This window comes from Bradyrhizobium ivorense (genome assembly GCF_900696085.1).
Lineage (GTDB): Bacteria > Pseudomonadota > Alphaproteobacteria > Rhizobiales > Xanthobacteraceae > Bradyrhizobium > Bradyrhizobium ivorense.
In genome coordinates this window covers 1-18,071 of record NZ_CAADFC020000015.1, presented here as the reverse complement: position 1 = coordinate 18,071, position 18,071 = coordinate 1, and the positions used below count along the sequence as shown (strand labels likewise).

At 62.8% G+C, this 18,071-nt stretch carries 12 protein-coding genes; 6 read left to right on the top strand and 6 right to left on the bottom strand.

What is annotated here, in order from left to right; genetic code table 11:
• Positions 1 to 273: 273 nt before the first annotated feature.
• The 5 genes from CI41S_RS19715 to CI41S_RS19695 all read right to left on the bottom strand — a co-directional run bounded on the left by CI41S_RS19715 (position 274) and on the right by CI41S_RS19695 (position 6,679).
• Positions 274 to 474 (bottom strand): Flp family type IVb pilin, encoded by a 201-nt coding sequence (locus tag CI41S_RS19715; protein ID WP_139861173.1) that lies wholly within the window; start codon positions 472 to 474, stop codon positions 274 to 276.
• A gap of 703 nt (positions 475 to 1,177) precedes the next feature.
• A complete protein-coding gene (locus CI41S_RS19710) occupies positions 1,178 to 1,378 on the bottom strand; it encodes a Flp family type IVb pilin (protein WP_139861172.1) in 201 nt (66 codons plus the stop codon).
• A gap of 270 nt (positions 1,379 to 1,648) precedes the next feature.
• A complete protein-coding gene (locus CI41S_RS19705; RefSeq protein WP_244626604.1) occupies positions 1,649 to 3,121 on the bottom strand; it encodes a hypothetical protein in 1,473 nt (490 codons plus the stop codon).
• Between the two features lie 165 nt (positions 3,122 to 3,286).
• Positions 3,287 to 6,298, bottom strand: a complete 3,012-nt coding sequence (locus CI41S_RS19700) for a beta strand repeat-containing protein (RefSeq protein WP_139861171.1) — start codon at positions 6,296 to 6,298, stop codon at positions 3,287 to 3,289.
• A 99-nt stretch (positions 6,299 to 6,397) separates the two neighbouring features.
• Complete coding sequence (locus CI41S_RS19695; protein ID WP_139483083.1) at positions 6,398 to 6,679, bottom strand: hypothetical protein; 282 nt, start codon at positions 6,677 to 6,679, stop codon at positions 6,398 to 6,400.
• 256 nt (positions 6,680 to 6,935) lie between these two features.
• Here CI41S_RS19695 and CI41S_RS19690 point away from each other — a divergent pair, with 256 nt between their 5' ends.
• From CI41S_RS19690 to CI41S_RS19665, 6 genes are all read left to right on the top strand, one after another.
• Positions 6,936 to 7,472, top strand: coding sequence for a LabA-like NYN domain-containing protein (locus CI41S_RS19690; protein ID WP_139483082.1), 537 nt, complete (start codon positions 6,936 to 6,938; stop codon positions 7,470 to 7,472).
• A gap of 214 nt (positions 7,473 to 7,686) precedes the next feature.
• Positions 7,687 to 8,091, top strand: coding sequence for a hypothetical protein (locus CI41S_RS19685; RefSeq protein WP_139861170.1), 405 nt, complete (start codon positions 7,687 to 7,689; stop codon positions 8,089 to 8,091).
• Between the two features lie 279 nt (positions 8,092 to 8,370).
• Positions 8,371 to 10,089, top strand: coding sequence for a TolC family outer membrane protein (locus CI41S_RS19680; protein ID WP_139861169.1), 1,719 nt, complete (start codon positions 8,371 to 8,373; stop codon positions 10,087 to 10,089).
• 243 nt (positions 10,090 to 10,332) lie between these two features.
• Entirely contained in the window at positions 10,333 to 12,510 is a 2,178-nt protein-coding gene (locus tag CI41S_RS19675; RefSeq protein WP_139861211.1) for a type I secretion system permease/ATPase, read from the top strand.
• Between the two features lie 12 nt (positions 12,511 to 12,522).
• A complete protein-coding gene (locus tag CI41S_RS19670) occupies positions 12,523 to 13,773 on the top strand; it encodes an HlyD family type I secretion periplasmic adaptor subunit (protein ID WP_139483078.1) in 1,251 nt (416 codons plus the stop codon).
• 315 nt (positions 13,774 to 14,088) lie between these two features.
• A complete protein-coding gene (locus CI41S_RS19665; RefSeq protein ID WP_244626603.1) occupies positions 14,089 to 14,985 on the top strand; it encodes a transglutaminase-like cysteine peptidase in 897 nt (298 codons plus the stop codon).
• A gap of 67 nt (positions 14,986 to 15,052) precedes the next feature.
• On the opposite strand, the gene CI41S_RS43585 is transcribed toward CI41S_RS19665, so the two are convergent.
• The coding region (locus tag CI41S_RS43585) for a beta strand repeat-containing protein (RefSeq protein ID WP_430650033.1) at positions 15,053 to 18,071 on the bottom strand (3,019 nt) is incomplete at its 5' end.

Here is an 18,071-nt window from a genome sequence, read left to right as displayed (position 1 = left end):
CGGGACCGAACACCGCGATCACTCCAAGCACGACGCAAACAGCGAGCATCAAGTATTCGAACGAAACTGCTTCGGCTCTGTCCGCGCGCAGAGGCCTCAACGCATCAATAATCGTATCGCAATACCCCAACACCGGAAAAATCCTTCGTTGGCTTGAGGGGCTTCTTCAAAAATGAAGACGTACGTTCAATCACGCTTGTAAAATAAAATGCTCTAGAAGGATGGAGGTGAAAAAGGGGAAGGCGTGAGCCCGCCCCTCTTTCGAGGGATCGATCACAGGCCAGACATCGTGCTCGAGATCTTGACGATACCGTTGTGCAGCGCGGTCGAGATGCTGGTGTCGGTCTTGAACACGGCGAGCACCACGGCGACGATGCAGGCGGCAACGATGATGTATTCGAACGACACGACGCCGTCCTTGTCGGTGGCCAGACGCTTGAAAGCTTCCTTGGTCTTGGTGAAGTAATCCAACATAGGAAAAAATCCCTTTTGAGATGAATTTACGCAATTACCGTTGGCCAGCAATTCCGGTGCCAACTGGAATTTATTTATAATCTTTCGCCAGTTGACTGTCATCCGGTAATCGTTTGTTAACCCTACCGCACGGCGGCGAGCGCCTCACACGGACAGGTTGTCACCCGCGCAAACGACCGGAATCCCTTGAGATAACTTAGATTTTCCGAACGCTCTGCAATCCGGTGACGCCGGTCCGTGCGAATACGGTGCGTGGGTTCCACGGGGGTGAGATATTGCGACAAATTGCCCGAAAAAGGGGCGCTCGGACGATTTCGGAATATTGGAAGAGTATCCCTGACTTGCCCGACGTGTCAAGTTGCCTGGCCGGGCGTGTCAGTAGCGGCCGGCCGCCACCGGCTACTTTGCATGGGGTTGTTTTTCGAGATTGGGCAGCACGCCCCTGCGACGGGTCCGCCAGGGTCACAGGCCGGGACGCGCAATGCATTGCCTGGATGGGCGAGAGGCTGCCAAATCACCGCCGGCAGCGAAGCGATCCTGAGTGGAGGCAGCCTGAGCCGGCCGTTGGGGATGTCGGCAGCGTCAGCCAGACCGCGGATTGTAGCGGGATCCGGCCTGCCGAAATTCAGCGGCCTCCACTCGCCTGTATCGAAACGTGTCGCTCGGAGGGGCAGATCGTGTCCTGCCCCTCTCCGGCGTTCGATCAGAGGCCCGAGAAGGTGCTGGAGATCTTGGTGATTCCGTTCGACAGGGCAGTCGAGATGCTGGTGTCAGTCTTGAACACCGCGAGCACGACGGCGACGATGCAAGCCGCGACGATGATGTACTCGAATGAAACCACGCCGTCCTTGTCGGCGCGCAGACGCTTCAATGATTCCATGGTGCTGACGTAAAATTTCGACATGGGAAAACCCTTTGACTGAGATGAATTTTACAAAAGCCGTCGGCAGGCAATCCGGGTGCCAACCGTTTAGTTTTATAGTATTTCGCCTAAAGTTGCACCGTTAAATCTTTGTTAACCTTACTCCGCCGAGTCCTCCGTGTTTGCACGGAGGACGCCTTGCTTTCGGCGCCCCTTCCCGCCCGTTCGTTCGGACATAGACAGAAACATTGACGCATCCTCTCGCCGTCGCAGTGCGCCGGCAACCCACGCCATGGCTGTTCAGGGATTGCTTCAGGGACGCGCGCGGCGAACGTGGACGACGGCCACATCATCGGCGTAGGCCCGCTCCCAGTCCGGCAGCAGATCGAGCAGACCTGCGGCGCGCGTCGACGGGGCGAGCAACGTTGCGTCGATCTTGTATTCGTCGAGCAATTTGACGAAGTCCGGCACATCGCGAAGCGAAAGGGCGAGGTAATAGCGGGTGAGAAAGGCCGACCCATAAAGTTCGGCACGTGAATCGATGAACGTCGGAATGCCCTCGAAGATCAGATATCCGCAGAAATAGTACTCATTCAGGATCCGGCTGGCCTTCAGCTCCCTGAGCTTCTCCACCGCAACGCGCGGAACGCGCGGTAGCGAGTGCTCCACCGTCGCCAGGACTACCCCGGTCGCGACAACGAGGGCGGCGATCGCTGCGACGAACGCGGTCCGCGCCGGTTGCACCACTTTCCGGCGGTGCTGCAGCTCGGGCCACGAAAGCTGCTGGCCCAACGGACCGGCAATGAAGAACGGCGCAACGAGTGCGAAAACGTCGACATAGCGCACATGGGCCAGGGTCTGCCAAACGACAGCGAGCAGCGCCGCAACCCTGATCGGAGGCAGCTTGAGCCCGCTGTACAGGGCGTAGCCAGCGCCGGCGATCAAGCACACTGTCACAGCATTGGTTTCGCTGAAGTCCAGCGGCTGCCACTCGCTGATCTTTGAAAGAATCGGTCCCAGCTGGAAAAGGCGCAGCGTCACCAGGATCGATTCCGGTCCATACGGGGTGATGCAAGCGGCCGCGAGCGCAAATCCCCCAAAGCGAAGCCATTGCACCGCGACCGTCACCCGCGCGGATTTGTCCGCAGTCCAAATCGCCTCCAGTGCGAACGGCCCGGTCAGCGCCAGGCCCATCGTAAAGCTGCCGTGGAGGTTCGCCCAGAGCGTCATGAGCGGGATGTACCAGAGCGAGGGCGCGCGACGCTGTTCACTCGCCTCGATCAGGGCGTTCGCCCACAGCACCATCAACGGGAAGGTCAGGACATGCGGCCGGGCCATCGTGTGGATCGCCGCCATGGCGATTGCCCCGGCCACCATGATCATGACCGGCACGTTCGGCAATTTTTTCAGTAGCAGGCGCGTGAGCAGGAAAATCGCCGAGGACGCCGACAGCGCGGCAAGCATTGCAGGTCCCGGCCATCCGGCCAATTTGAACGCAGCGAAGTAAATGACCTCCGCCAACCACGCACTGGTTATCCAGGACGCGCCGGGCATCGTGAAAGAGAATGGATCAGCATACGGTACGGCACGATGATCGATGATCCACTGCCCCACCACAATATGCCAATAGATATCGGAATCGACTAACAGGTCGCCCTTGATGATGAGTGCCAGGTAGGTCGTGGCCGCGAATATCAGCGGCAACCAGGGCCGAAGGTGATCGCTGCGCGCAGTGGCTGCGCTCAGCCCGGTCTCCGTATCCACCTGAAGCGAATGACTGCTCAAGGGCGTGCTGTCCGTCTCAGGATGGCGATCATTGTCAACTTTGACCTGGCGCGCAACCCGGCGATTTCCAAAATCCACCGTCCAAGAGCGAGGCCGCAGAGCCGCCTCCGCGTCGCCCTCGGCAGGCGCGCGTTGCCGTCCCCGCTCGTCCAGCCCCGCTCCCGATCACGCGATCCCGGTCAGCGACGTCTGCTGGTGCAGGCTGACCCAGAACTCGTCCATGGTATTCAGGTTGACGGTTGCCGGATTGATGCCGCCGGCGGAGGTGCCGTTGCTGTCGTAGGCGACCTGCCCCGAGGTGCTCGTCACCAGGTGACCGTCGTTCCACCACATCAGCGCGTTCTTGAGCCCTTCGCCGTCGGCCTCCTTGCCGCTGTTCCAGTCGGCGATCGAGGCCGGATTGGTCACGTCGACATATTTCTGCCAGGCGTTGCCGCTGGTCGCGACCGCCGGGCCGGCGAGCTTACCGCCCGAGCTGTCGATGATGCCGTCATTGTTGGCATCTACGGTGAAGCCGTTGCCGCTCCACGCGCCCTTGCCGGTCAGCCACATCACGGCTTCGTCGATCATATCGTTCGGCTGCACCTTGCCGTTGTCGATGTTCAGCTGCGCCGCGATGGTCTGCTGCAGCATGATGATGCGCGCATCGCCGGTCGTGCTCGACGACAGGATCGAGGCCGCCAGCGTATTCGAGATCAGCAGATTGTGCGCGTCGTTAGCGATGCCGTCGCCGTTGGAATCGCCGAGCAGAAGATTGCCGTCGTGCCGCGGATTGATGTCCAGGGCCGAGAGCACGCCGCTCTTGAAGGCGCTGTTAGTCGGATTGCTGACCTTGGCGCTCGAGCCGTCCCATGCGTCGGTATGGCTCCCCCAGAAGCCCTGGGTCAGCGTGCCGCCCTGCTCGGTGAAGGTGCCGGTGTAGCTCGAGACGTCGTCATCGGTCGGCAGCGCCGTGTGCAGGGCCGTGTCGGTGAACGAGCCGCCCGCCATCCCCGTATTGCTGTAGTCGCCGAGAATGGCCGTGCCGGAGGCTGTGAAGGTCCAGCTTTCGCCGAGATCGAGGAGCCCGTTATTGTTGGCGTCGCCGACATTGTGCACGTGATCGGCCTGCAGCACGGCAGTGGGCGAAATACCGGGCTGATTGTCCGTAACGGCGATGTTCGACAGCGGGACGTCCCCCGCATTTGTGACCGTGTAGGTCCAGGTAACGCCATAACCCGCGAGGAAGCTGAGACCGTCGCCGGTCGCCAGATGCGGGGTCACGACATTGTTCACGATGGTTACGGAGTCGACGCCGGTCGTCACCTTCTCGATGTGGATCGCGGGATTGACGCCGGTGTAACCGGACGTATCGCTCGCCGTCGGTGCCGCAACGTGCCCGGCATCGTCGGTGAAGCTGCCGCTTGCCGTGCCCTTGTTGGTGTAGGCGCCGTCGATCGCCGTGCCGGTCGCCGTGAAGATCCAGGTCTCGGTGGTGTCGAGCAGGCCGTTCTGGTTGGCGTCGCCGACGTTGAAGCCGCCGCTCGTCAGACTGGTCGGCATCACGCCCGGCTGGTCGTCGGTGACGGTCACGTTGGACAGCGCGACATCGCCGGCATTGCTGACCTTGTACTCCCAGATGATGTTCTCGCCGGCGATGATCGTCAGGTTGTCGCCTGCCGCCCCCTTGCCATCGACCAGGACGAGATTGCCATTCGCATCCAGCGTACCGTCGACGGTCACCTTGTCGATCGCGATCTTGGGGGTGACGCCGATGTAGTTGGCGCGGTCGCTGTTCGTCCCGGTGGTCGTGCCGTTCGCATCCGTCACCGTGCCGACCGCCGTTACCGTATCGATCTGCAGGAGCTGACCGTTGCCGCCCGGCTGCAAGCCATCGACCGCGGTCGTCGACGCGGTGTAGGTCCACGACTCGCCAAGATCGATCAGACCGTTGTTGTTCGCATCGCCGCCCTGATAGGTGAAGGCAAGTGCCGGATCGTCGGTCAACGGCGCCAGCAGCAACTTGGGGTCTAGGTTGGATGCGTTCGGCATCGTCTCGTTGGTGATGATCACCTTGTAATAGACGGTCGAGCCGGCCAGCAGCGTCGGCGCATCGTCGCTGCCCGCAGCGATGCCGTAGAGGCCGACATCCTGCCAGTTGGTCCCGTCGACCGAGATCTGCTTGTCGATGCCGACCACCGCGTCCGGCGTCTTGCCCGCCGGGCTGGCCGGCCCGACCGACCACTCCTCAAATCCCGCATCCGCATTCGAGAACTGGGAATAGAGGTAAATGAAGGCCCCGGGATCGGTGCCGGCGAAATAGGAGTTCGGGATCAGGACCTTGTAGTCGCTGTGGCCGCTGCCCGACGACCAGGCCGTCAAGCCGACGGAGACATCGACATCGGCGCCGCCGCCGGTTTTTCCGTCCGCTCCGCCGTCCATGTCGTAGAGCTGAGTGAGCCCGGCCAGCGAGGTGAGATTGCCCGCCGACCCCGCATAGATCTGCAGCTTGTCCAGACTGATCGGGTCGCTTTGCTCGTTCAGATCGAGACGGAATTCCCGGTAGTCCACGCCGTCGATGGTGACGATCGGCACCGCGCCGAGCAGGAGGCTGTGATTATGCGCTGGCGAGCTTCCGGTGTTCTGAACAGGCGCGGCATCGGTGTTGAAGCCCTGCTCGACACCTGTGTTCTGGATCGTAACGAATGACGGGAAGATGCCGGTGCCCGTCGCAGTGTTGGTATCACCGGTCAGAAACTTGATGCCGTTGGTCAGGCTTGCGGGAACGACGGCCTGCACAGGCGTATGCGGGCTATCGGTGAAGCCCGTTGTCATCATGACGCCGGCGGTCTGGTCGATCGCGCTCAACGAGAACGCCTCGCCGGCCGCGTCCATCCCGACCGCCCAGGTGGTCCGGATCACACCGTTGGCAACGCCATCGAGATCTCCGGCGCCACCATCGGTGACCGTCCAGGGCTGGTCGGTGCCGGACACGGCGGTCCCCGCCACGTCGGCGACATTGAAGGTCACGGTGTCGCCGACGCCGACGGTTGCCGCGATATTGGCGGTCGAACCTGGCGCATAGTCGGCGAGATCGGTGGCGAGGGAGAAGCTGGCTAGTGATGGATCGGCGCTGAGAAGTGAATCATTGACGAGAACAAACGAGTTGGTGCTTGCATCGAACGTGTAAACTGCCACGACTGAAATCCTTCCAAAATGAACACCACGAAATTCCGCAACGGCCGGCGGCAGCCGGCTCGTCGATCAGTGAGAGCGAGAAGGTGTGTTGAGATGGCGCTACAGGCTGCAGCCGGGCGTCGCACCTGCCGGCGGCCAAACCTGTCCATGCAATGAGGCGAAACCGCCTTTCTTCCCATGAAAAAACTGCAACCGGCAAAAAGCCACATCCGCAAAAATACGGGTATCGGCGCAAAAACGGCGCCAATACACTTGAATCAACTCTAGATGTATTGTTGCCGTTAACGCAATAAAAACCTTTGTGACGTGGTAAACGCCAGGCTGGATCGCATCGCGCCCTTCGTTTGCTCCGTCGTTATTTTTCCCTGCGTGCTGCTGCACGAACTGAGCGTGGCCATACTCGCCACGGCCGAAAGCAAAGCTGGACGGACAATCGCGCTGGCCTATCCACAGGGTATCCCAGCAATTAGCAGTCACCCGTGAGCAACGGCATTGGCGGCGTTGAACGAATTTTCCGCTTCTTTTCCGCTAACTGCTTGCTCTAGGATCAGACATTTCAGTCGGAATGCTCGCCGGCGAGGCTCAAGCAACGTCAAGAACCAAGCGCTGCGAATATCCGGCGTCATGGGGATTTGAGATGACCGACCGCATTGCGCTTTTTATCGATGGCGCGAATCTTCATACCACCGTCAAGAGCCTCGGCTTCGAAGTCGATTTCCGGCGATTGCTCGCGGAGTTCGGCAAGCACGGACTGATCGTCCGTGCCTATTTCTACACCGTGGTGAGAGACGAGGACGAGTTCAGCAGCATCAGGCCACTGGTGGATTGGCTCGATTACAACGGGTATGCGGTCCGGCGAAAGCCGGCCAAGGAGCACAGTGACGGCGAAGGACGGCGAAGGGTAAAGCGCAGCGTCGGTGTCGAGATCGCCGTCGACGCGCTGGAGATCGCTCGCCGGATCGACCACGCATTCTTGTTTTCCGGCGATGGTGATCTGCGATCCGTCGTCGAAGCCGTCAGGCGAATGGGGGTCCGCGTCACCGTCGTTTCCAGTATTCGAACCAAGCCTCCGATGGTCGCCGACGAGCTTCGGCGTGAGGCCGATGTCTTCCTCGAGCTCGACACGTTGAGGACATCGATCGAGCGTCCGCCGCACCCGATCGCGCCGGAATGATGCCTGCCGCGCCGCCGGGGCTCACCAGGCGCGCCGCGCGCCCTCCCCACCTCTCAGGCCCGTTCGCTTGGCGCGTGCGGCCGCTGGACATCAAGTTGCGCGGCCCGCGCGGAAACCTCAGTATGGCCGCAGCGAGCGCGCGCCTGCACGGGGATCCCCAATGCGAAAGTCAGTCGGTTGTCTGCTGTTGCTCCTGGCATCGACACCTGCAGTGATGGCCAACCCGACGCGGTTTGCCTGCGACCCGCCACAGGGCAAGCGGGTCGAGCTTGGCCCTTCGAACAGGTCGGGTGATGCCCAGTGGATCGACGACAATCTCGATACCGTCCGGCCCGCGGTCGTGATCGATGGCCAAACCCTCTCGGTGACATGGGGAACGTCGGTTGCGCAGGAAGGCGCGGGAGCCAAGCTCACGACCTACGTCTTTGCGGCGGCGCGTCGCGACGCGTCGTCCATTCTGGCAACCCGCGTGGACGACACCACGGCCGAGATCTTCAGGTTCTATTTCGCCAGCAAGGTGCTCTACAAGCTGACGACCCGCTCGGCAGGCGCCTCTCTCGACGGCAAGATGCCGCCTCCCTTCATCGCCACCCATTTTGCGATTTGTCGGGAACAGTAGACGGGCGGGCGAGCTCGCCGTTCGTTAGGACAGGCTTAACCTACCGCGGGCTTTTGGTTGCCGCCGCGCCGAGTCCAGCGCCTTTTGAATCAATATCAACCTTCCTACAACCGACTGAATTATCTCGATATTTCTAGTTGACGCGGAGCCCGGCGGCGACTGGGGCGTGTCTCATTTGGCGCCGCGGTGTGACCGAAATGTCATAGGTTACAAACCCCTCCTTTGTTACGCTTTCCCACGGATTCCTTTGTAAATTTTTTTGGACTAGGGGCGGGATCGATGAAGACGGCGTACCTCGTGATCGCGGGACTGTGCTTGGCGGCGAGCCCGTCAAGGGCCGAAGTCTTTTCGATCAATGACGCCTTGCGTCAGGCCATGCAGACCAACCCAGGCGTTGGTGAGGCCTCGGCAAACCGGCGGGCCACCGAAAGCGAGCTGCGGCAAACTCAAAGCACCATGCTGCCGCAGGTGCGCATCGACGCCAGCTACGGGCCGGAAAAATTCGATCAATCGCCGGGGGTCATCAGCCCGTCGCTGCAGGTCCCGACCGCAGGTTCAGGACCGTGGCGGAATGGCAGCCAGGAATCGGTGGTGGTGCGGCAGCTGCTGTGGGACGGCTTTGCCACGATCCATGACACCTGGCGTCAGACGGCGCGCGTCAATGCTGCCGCCTCCCGCGTCAAGGAACGAACCGAGTTGCTGGCGCTCGACGCGGCCGAAGCCTATGTCGATGTCGTGCGCTATATGCGGCTGGTCAGCCTCGCCCAGCAGAACGTCGCCAACCACGAGAAGATCTTCTCGAACGTGAACTCCCGCTTCTCGGGCGGCCGGGCCGGCGAAGGCGACCTGGAGCAATCGCGCGAGCGCGTCGAGAACGCCCGCGCGGCACTCGCGGAATTCCAGCGCAGCCTCGACGACGCCAGGGCGAAGTACCGCAAGGTGGTTGGCCTCGAGCCGATCAATGTGCGCTTCCCCGCTCCGCTCGCAGGGCTGCCGGGCAGCCGCGACGAAGCCTTGGCGACCACCCTGCGCTTCAATTCGACAATCGCGGCGGCACAGTCCGACGCCGACGCGGCCAAGCACGCGTTCCGGGCAACCGACGGCTTGTTCGGCCCGAAGTTCTATCTCGAGGGACGGGCAACGCACTACGACAACTCTTTCCCGTACGTCACGAGCCCCGGAAACCCGAGCGTGACGCACGAGGACTACAGCGGCAAGGTGGTGATGTCCTGGGACATCTTCCGCGGCGGCCAGGATGCCTGGAATCGCTCGGAGAAAGCCGAGCGATACACCGAAGCAACCATGCGCCACGCCCGGTTGCAGCGCGACGCCTATGAATCGATCGACAAGGCGTGGAATGCCCGCACGATTACGGCAACGCGCATCGCGGCGCTCAAGCGTCAGCTCGATGCAGACCGGAAGACCATTGCGGCGTTCCAGAAGGAATACGAGCTCGGGCAGCGGTCCCTGATCGACCTGCTGAACGCGCAGAACCAGTTCTTCAACGCCTCGGTCTCGCTGACGTCCGCTCGCGGCGTCGTCGTGTTCGCCGACTATCAGCTGCTGGCGGCGATGGGAACCTTGATCGAATATTTGAAGGCGCCGCCCGCGGTCGACGCCGCCCCGGTGGACATGCTCGACATCGGCCTGCCCCGCTACTCCTTCCCGACGCTGCGGGTCAACCTGCCGCAAACGGGGTCCGAGCCGGTGAAGGTTGCCGTTCCGGCGCCCGCCGCTGTTCAGGGTCCGGTCGCCGGGGGCCGTGCCGCCAGGGGCTATGCCGCTGCTCAGGCGAACGACGTCGGTTTCGCGGACCGCTGGACCGGCTCGACGGCAACCGCTTCCGTGCCCGGCTCATCTGAATGGATGCAGCAGCAGAAGAGTGCGAGCGACGGCCCGACTGTTATCTACGCGGATCCCTCCGTTACGGCGAACGCAAGTTCTTATGCCTCGACGAAGCCGCACTGGCTGCTGTCGGCTTTCCCGCCCGCCCGGTAGTACTACGGGATCAGGATCAAAGATCGCAAAAGGGCCCCAAACGGGGCCCTTTTTGATTCCCGAATTAACTCTCGAAGCAAGATTCGGTGATTTTGTTCGCCTTCTGTTATAGAATCCGCCTGAACTGATCGAACGCATTTTTGCTCGTCCCTTTTTTGAATCAAGGGTTTTAGATTGTTTGGAAATCTTAGTCCGGCGGCTGCCGCCGGCCGACCGTCGTCGGATGAACATGATTTGAAGTCGGTGGCACAAGCGCGGCCAAGCGCGCTAGGCGATGATGCCCTCACCGCTTCACTGACCTATCTCGCTGCGCATCATGGCCGCGCCGTGAGCCGCGAGGCCCTCCTCGGCGGACTTCCGATCACGGACGGACGGTTGTCCGTTTCGCTCTACGATCGTGCCGCAAGGCGCGCCGGTCTCGAGACCGAGGCGATCAAGCGCGACATTTCGGAGATCCCTGCGTTGGTGCTGCCTGCCGTTCTCATCATGAAGAACGGCACTGCGCTGATCCTTCTCGGAGTGGATGCCGCAAAGAAGACGATCCAGGTCGTAGACCCCACGGTGATGCCCGGCGCGCCGCGCATCGCCGATATCGCCAGCATCGCCGCGGACTATACCGGCTACGCGTTCCTGGTGAAGGTCGCTCCGCAGGCCGACGCGCGCGCGGTCGCTGCAGGCGATCTCCCCAACAGTCACTGGTTCTGGTCGGTCGTGAAGGGGCACTGGCGCAGCTACGGACACATCGCGATCGCCGCCTTTCTCACCAACGTCCTCGCGCTGGCGACGCCGCTGTTTACGATGAGCGTCTACGACCGCGTCATCCCCAACGGTGCGATCCCTTCCTTGATCGCCCTCTCGATCGGCATGGGCCTTGCCATCGTCTTCGACTTCGTCTTCCGCATGGTGCGCAGTCGCATGATCGACGTCACCGGCAAGACCATCGACGTCGTGCTGGCCGCCAACATCTTCGAGCACGTCATGGCGGTGAAGATGGCGCAGCGCCCGACCTCGGTCGGCATTGTCGCCAATCAACTGCGTGACTTCGACTCGGTTCGCGAATTCTTCACCTCCGGCAGCGTGGTTTCGGCGACCGACCTGCTGTTTGCCATTCTCTTCGTCGGCGTGTTGTTCATCATCGCCGGGCCCTTGGCGTGGATCCCGCTCGTCATGCTGCCGATCGTGATGCTGATCGGCTTCCTGCTGCAACGCCCGCTCGACCGCGCGATGCGGCGGCTACAGGCCGAGTCCGCCGCACGCCATGGCGTGCTGGTCGAGTCGCTGTCCGGCCTCGAAACGGTCCGCGCCACCGGCGCCGAGGCCCGGATGCAGACCTTGTGGGAGCGCTCGGTCGCAGCAACGGCCCGATCGAGCGAGGACGTTCACTTCTGGTCATCGCTCTCGCTGACGAGCGCGAGCACCGCCCAGCAGATCACCAGCCTGCTGCTTGTCATCGTCGGCATTTTCCTGATCCTCGACGGCAAGCTGAGCGTCGGCGCGCTGGTCGCCGCGAACATGCTCGCGGGCCGCGTTCTTGCGCCGATTGCCGGCATTGCCTCCGTGATCACCAAGGGAACGCAGACCATATCCGCGCTCAAGGCGATCGACCGCATCATGTCGCTTGACCGGGAGCGGTCACCGCACCGGTCCTATGTCGCAAGGCGGATCGAGCAAGGCCGGATCGCCTTCGAGGACGTGTCGTTTGCCTATCCGAATGCGCCGGGCAACGCGCTCGATAAGGTCACCTTCAAGATCGAGGGCGGCGAACGGGTCGGCATCATCGGCCGCGTCGGATCCGGCAAGACCACGGTCGGCAGGCTGCTGCTCGGCTTCTACGAGCCCCAGCAAGGCCGCATCCTGGTCGATGGCGTGGACTCCCGCCAATACGATCCTTCGGACCTGCGCGCCGGCATCGGCTTCGCGATGCAGGATACCGATCTGTTCTACGGCAAGCTGCGCGACAACATCGCGATAGGGAAACCCGAGGCGACGGATGAGGAAATCCTGCTCGCAGCACGGCTGTCCGGCGTCGAGAGCTTCATCGCCGGCCATCCGATGGGCTACGACATGCCGATCTCCGAAGGCGGCCGCAGCTTGTCCGGCGGTCAGAAGCAGGCCATCGGGCTCGCCCGCGTCCTGATCCGAAAGCCCCGCGTGCTGTTTCTCGACGAGCCGACGGCGCACTTCGACGTCCGCAGCGAGCAGGAGTTCCTCGAGCGGCTCAAGGGCTTGGGCGATCGCATGACCATCGTCATTTCGACCCACCGCCTGTCATTGCTGAACATGGTCGATCGGCTGCTGCTGTTCGACAACGGCCGCCTGATTGCCGACGGCCCGCGCGACAAGGTGCTGGCGGTCCTGCAGGGACGGCCCGCAGCCACCGCCCCCTCGCCGGAAAATACGATTCAGCCGAAATCTGCATAACGAGCTAATATTATGGCGTCTTCCGATTTTGCGTTTGCAAATGATATCCGCTCCGCGGCGCTGCTGCGCACGCCGCGCACCTCGCGCATGCTGCTGTGGACCTCGTGCGCGCTGTTCGCGACGTTCCTGGTCTGGGCTCATTTCGCCGTGCTGGACGAGGTCAAGCGCGGCAGCGGCCGCGTGGTGCCGTCGCGGCAGATGCAGGTCGTCCAATCGCTCGAAGGCGGCATCGTCGGCGACATCCTGATACGCGAAGGCGACATCGTGCAGCAGGGGCAGTCCCTGATGCGCATCGACGACACGAAATTCGCCTCCGAGTTCGGTGAGATCCGGGAGCGCCGCGCGTCGATGGCGGCGCGGGTGGCCCGCCTCGACGCCGAGGCCCGCGGACGAAGCGAGATCACCTTTCCGGATGATCTCGACAAGATGGTTCCGGCCGCCGTTGCGACCGAGTCCAGTGTGTTCAAGATGCGGGCCCAGAAGGTCGCGCAGGACATCGACGTCCTGAATCAGCAGGTCACCCGCCTCACCGGCACCCTCAAACTGCTCGAGCGGGAGCAGACCCTGACCCGCAGGCTCTACGAGCAGAAAGTCGTCCCCGAGATCGAGATGCTGCGGCTTGATCGGCAGGCAACCGAGATGAAGGGGCAGCTCGCCGAAGCGCAGTCGAAGATCGCCAATATCACGGCCTCGTTCCGCTCGCAGGCCGACGAGGATCTGGCGAAATCGCGCGGCGATCTCGCGGTGCTCGACGAGAACATCAAGTCTGCCCAGGACCGGGTGCGCCGCACCGACCTGAAATCACCGGTCCATGGCATCATCAACAAGTTGAATGTCAGCACCATCGGTGCCGTGGTGGCGCCGGGCGCCAATCTCATGGACATCGTGCCGCTGGACGATACCCTGCTGGTCGAAGGCCGCATTCGCCCCCAGGACATCGCCTTCATCCGCCCCAACCAGGATGCCGTGGTGAAGATCACCGCCTATGATTCATCGGTCTACGGATCGCTGAAGGGCAAGGTCGAGCGCATCAGCGCCGACACGATCGTCGACGACAAGGCGGAAAAGACCGAGCGGCAGGAGACCTTCTATCGGGTCATGGTGCGGACCGAGAAGAACCATCTCGGCACCGAGCAGCATCCGCTTCCGATCATCCCGGGAATGGTGACCACGGTCGAAATCCTGACCGGCGAGAAGTCCGTGCTGGACTACATCGCAAAGCCTGCCCGCCTGCTGCGCGACGAGGCCCTGCGCGAGCGCTGAGGCGCCCGCGCTTGGTTAACCAATGGTGACTTTCGATCGATCGCATTTGAGCGAACGGACGAACCACGGGTTGACCGCCTTTGCGACATTCCCCCGGCCACCCGCGGCACTTAACCCCGCTTAAGCAGCCAACGCAGCAGTCTACGCCCCGATAACAGGCCGGGGATAACAGATCGACGCACAGACGTTGACGGTCCCCGACATCGGGGACGTCAGATGAAGTCGCGGACATTTGCTTCGTTGGCGGTCGTGGCCATGGCTGCGCTGCCTATTGCCCTTTGCACGGCATCTCCGGCATTGGCCGCGGAAACCTCCTTGCTTGGCGAGCTCGCGCCGGCTGCGGACGCCGCAGCGAACCGCCCGCCGGCAACCTTCTTCACCATCAATGACGTGCTGGCCAAGCTCGATCGCCAGCGCGGCCGCGGCCCGGGCGCCATTCGCACCGCCGCCATCGCGCCGACCAATACCGCGACCGACGCCCTGCCCGCGTCGAAACCGCTGCCGCCGGCCGGCCCCGAGCCGTTCGGCCTGTTCACCTTCCGCGCGCCCGAAAACGGCCTCTGGCGGAAATGGCGGAATCTTGAGTCCGACCTTGCCAGGGAGCAGGCCGTGCTCACGCAATGCCGGGCCAACGCCGACACGTGCCCATCCCATGCCGTGCAATTCCTCCGCCTGATCGGCACGGTCAAGCTGAAGTCGGGACGCGACCGGCTGGATGAGGCCAACCGTGCCGTCAACCAGGCGATCCGCTATATGAGCGACTTCGCCCAGCACGGCGAGGCCGACCGCTGGACCGCCCCGCTCGCCACCTTCGCAACCGGCAAGGGCGATTGCGAGGACTATGCGATCGCAAAATACGTCGCGCTCAGCGAAGCCGGCTTCCCGCGCGAGGACCTGCGCCTGGTGCTGGGCCGCGACCGCGCCATCCTCCAGGATCATGCCGTGCTGGCGGCGCGCTTCGAGGGCCGCTGGCTGATCCTGGACAGCCGGAAATCGGACGTCACCGACGATTCCAACTCCGCAACCTTCACGCCGATGTTTGCGCTCGACCAGCGCGGCGTGCAGCTGTTTGCAGCACCTTACGCCAGGCTTCCCGGCAGCGACCTTGAGGCGGCACCGGCGGCCGCCGATGCCGGCGATGCCGACTGGACCGGATCCGACGCCATCGGTGGCAGTGGTGCCCTGCCGGGCTCTCGGCCGCTCCTGATGTGAGCGGTCATGAAAAAGCCCTCCGGCGATGATCTCGCCGGAGGGCTTCTTGCTTGGGTTGATCACACGATCACATGACGTGGACCGCGTTGGCGGCCGGAACACCAGTGCTGATCTTGGCGAGATCGACGGCATGCGCCGCCGTGTTGTCGGCCGAGTACCACAACTCGTTCGTCGACGTGTTGAAGAAGAAGTTCGCACCCGTGAATGCGCTGTCGTGGGTCTCGTCGCCCCCGCCGGTAGGCCCCTGATTGAACGCCGCGACCGCGGCGGTGCTGATTGTCAGGTTCTGGCTCGCAACGTCAACCACGATCGAATCACCGGCAGCGAAATCGTTGATGAGATCGTGACCGTTACCCGTAGCGGTCGACTGCAGGACGAAGATGTCGTTGCCGTTGCCGCCAGTAAGCGAGTCGTTTCCGCCACCGCCGATCAGCGTGTCGTTACCGGGACCTCCCGTCAGCGTGCTGGCGGAAGCCGCCGGGTCGAGCGTCAGCCCGATCGAGCCGGTCGACGTATCGCCGTCGAAGTCGGTCAGCGTGGTTCCCATTGATAGGCTCAACGGAGAACCGGAGTTGACGACCTGGTAGGCAAACTTGCCGATGTCGAAGCTGTCGCCATTGAGATGCTGCGGGTCGGGACTCGCGGCCGATGCGTTCTCGATCTCGAGCCGGCTGTAGCCCGTGTCCGTATGAACCTGGACGACATCGTTGAGATCGAGGCCGGTGACGAGATAGCCGCCCTTTCCATCAGACTGCAGGGTCGCCAGGTTCAGGTCGACGCCGTTCACCGTGATCCCGGTGATCTGGTCTTGCTGATTGGCCGGCGTCGCGTCGAACCGCGGCGTCAGGTTGTTGAAATCCGCTGTCGTTCCTGCCGCGCCGGGATCATTGTCCACGTCATAGGCGCGCAGCCAGACCTCAATCGCGTCCGTACCGGTGCCGCCTCCCTTTTGCACGATGCTGAACGAGAAGTCGTTGATGTCGTAGTGCGCGGTATAGTTGTAGTCGTTGTTTGCACTGCCCGATACCGACGGGCCGGTGACGAAGTCGATTCCGAGCACGTCGCCATCATTCATCGACTGGTTGTTGACGCCGATCGCCGTGCTGTTGGTGTTGACGGTGCCGATGGCATCGAATGTGTTGTTCAAGCCAAACTGGTTGCCGTCGGCATTGAGATGGAAGCCCGAGAATAGAATATCCTGGGTGGATGCGGGGACGTCGATGTAGTTGAAGGCCTTGTTTCCGGCCGTCGCAAAGCCAAGGTCCGTCAACGAGACACCTGATCCGTTGTCGATCGGGTGCAGGAGACTGAACGTGTAGAGGTCCGTCGCCGCGTTGAGCGATGCCGTGAAGACGACGGTGTCACTGGCGTCCAGCACGCCGGCCGTCCCGCCGGCGCCGTCGACGAAGCCGGTCAGGGTGCCGGTGTTGAACCCGGACAGAAGGATGTCGTGGCCCTGATAGTTGAGGGTCGAGTCCGCCCCGTTCGTCGTCACGGTCGTGGCTCCGACCGTGAAGCTGTTGATCGTCAGGGTCCCGGGCTCGTCGGCGCCGATATGCCCCACCGTGTTCATCAGACTGGTAATGACGCTGCCGCCGATGTCGGTGGTGGTTTGCGCGTTCGGAGTGTAGTTGGTCGGAACGTCGTTTTCGATCGCAACCACAGCGCCGTTGTCGAGCTGCACGAAGTCGCCGTCCGCGTCGGTCACCACGAACGCCTTGGCGATGTCGAGCGTCACGCTCTGGTCGTTGTCGCCACTTGCCACGTTCAGCGGCAGATGATCGACCTGGTCTTTCAGCGAGAAGACGAAGCTGCCGAGCCCGTTGTCGACGAGCGTGAATACGACGCGACCGCCGGCGACGCCGTCGATCTCGGTCGCGCTCACCACGTGCCAGGTCACCGAGGTTCCCTGCGAGAAGATGCCCGTCGCCGTGCCCTCGACGCCGGCCGCAAGACCGAGCTTCACCGTGCCCGGCTCGTCCGCGCCGATGTTGACCAGCGACAGGATCTGCGCCGTCGTATAGGTCGCGGTGACAGCCGTATGGCCAGCTTCGGGGTTACCCACCGACTGGTTGTTCGAGTTCGCCAGCGTCAGTCCGTCCTCGTACACCACCTGCTGCGTCAGCGTCGTCGTGTTGTTGACCGGGACGTCGTTCTCGATCGCGACCACGGCACCATTGTCGAGTTGCACGAAGTCGCCGTCCGCGTCCGTCACCACGAACGCCTTGGCGATGTCGAGCGTCACGCTCTGGTCGCTGTCGTCGCTGGCAGCATTGACCGGCAGGTGATCGACCTGGTCCTTCAGCGAGAAGGTGAAGTTGCCCGCGCCGTCGTCCACCAGGGTGAACACCACGCGTGCACCGACCACGCCGTCGATCTCGGTCGCACTCACCACGTGCCAGGTCACCGAGGCACCCTTCGAGCTGATCCCGGTCGGCGTGCCGTCAATGCCCGGCGGAAGACCAAGCTTTACCGTCCCCGGCTCGTCCGCACCAATGTTCACCAGCGACAGGATCTGGGCTGACGTGTAGGTCGCCGTGACAGCGGTATGGCCCGCCTCCGGGTTGCCGACCGACTGGTTGTTCGAGTTCGCCAGCGTCAGGCCGTCCTCGTACACCACCTGCGTCGTCAGCGTCGTCGTGTTGTTGACCGGAACGTCGTTCTCGATCGCGACCACCGCGCCGCCGTTGAGCTGCACGAAGTCGCCGTCCGCGTCCGTCACCACGAACGCCCTGGCAATGTCAACTATTACGCTCAGGTCGTTGTCATCGCTCGCCGCATTGACCGGCAGATGGTCGACCTGGTCCTTCAGCGAGAAGGTGAAGTTAGCCGCGCCGTCGTCGACCAGGGTGAACACCACGCGGGCACCGACCACGCCGTCGATCTCGGTCGCACTCACCACGTGCCAGGTCACGGAGGCACCCTTGGAGAAGATGCCAACCGCCGTGCCGTCGACGCCCGGTGCAAGACCGAGCTTCACCGAGCCGGGCTCGTCCGCGCCGATGTTCACCAGCGACAGGATCTGCGCCGCCGTGTAGGTCGCCGTGACAGCGGTATGGCCCGCCTCGGGGTTGCCCACCGACTGG

Excerpts from the sequence above, each read along its gene's own strand:
- CI41S_RS19715 (WP_139861173.1), bottom strand. The coding sequence starts at position 474 with ATGTTGGATTACTTCACCAAGACCAAGGAAGCTTTCAAGCGTCTGGCC.
- CI41S_RS19710 (WP_139861172.1), bottom strand. The coding sequence starts at position 1,378 with ATGTCGAAATTTTACGTCAGCACCATGGAATCATTGAAGCGTCTGCGC.
- CI41S_RS19690 (WP_139483082.1), top strand. The coding sequence starts at position 6,936 with ATGACCGACCGCATTGCGCTTTTTATCGATGGCGCGAATCTTCATACC.
- CI41S_RS19685 (WP_139861170.1), top strand. The coding sequence starts at position 7,687 with ATGGCCAACCCGACGCGGTTTGCCTGCGACCCGCCACAGGGCAAGCGG.
- CI41S_RS19680 (WP_139861169.1), top strand. The coding sequence starts at position 8,371 with ATGAAGACGGCGTACCTCGTGATCGCGGGACTGTGCTTGGCGGCGAGC.
- CI41S_RS19670 (WP_139483078.1), top strand. The coding sequence starts at position 12,523 with ATGGCGTCTTCCGATTTTGCGTTTGCAAATGATATCCGCTCCGCGGCG.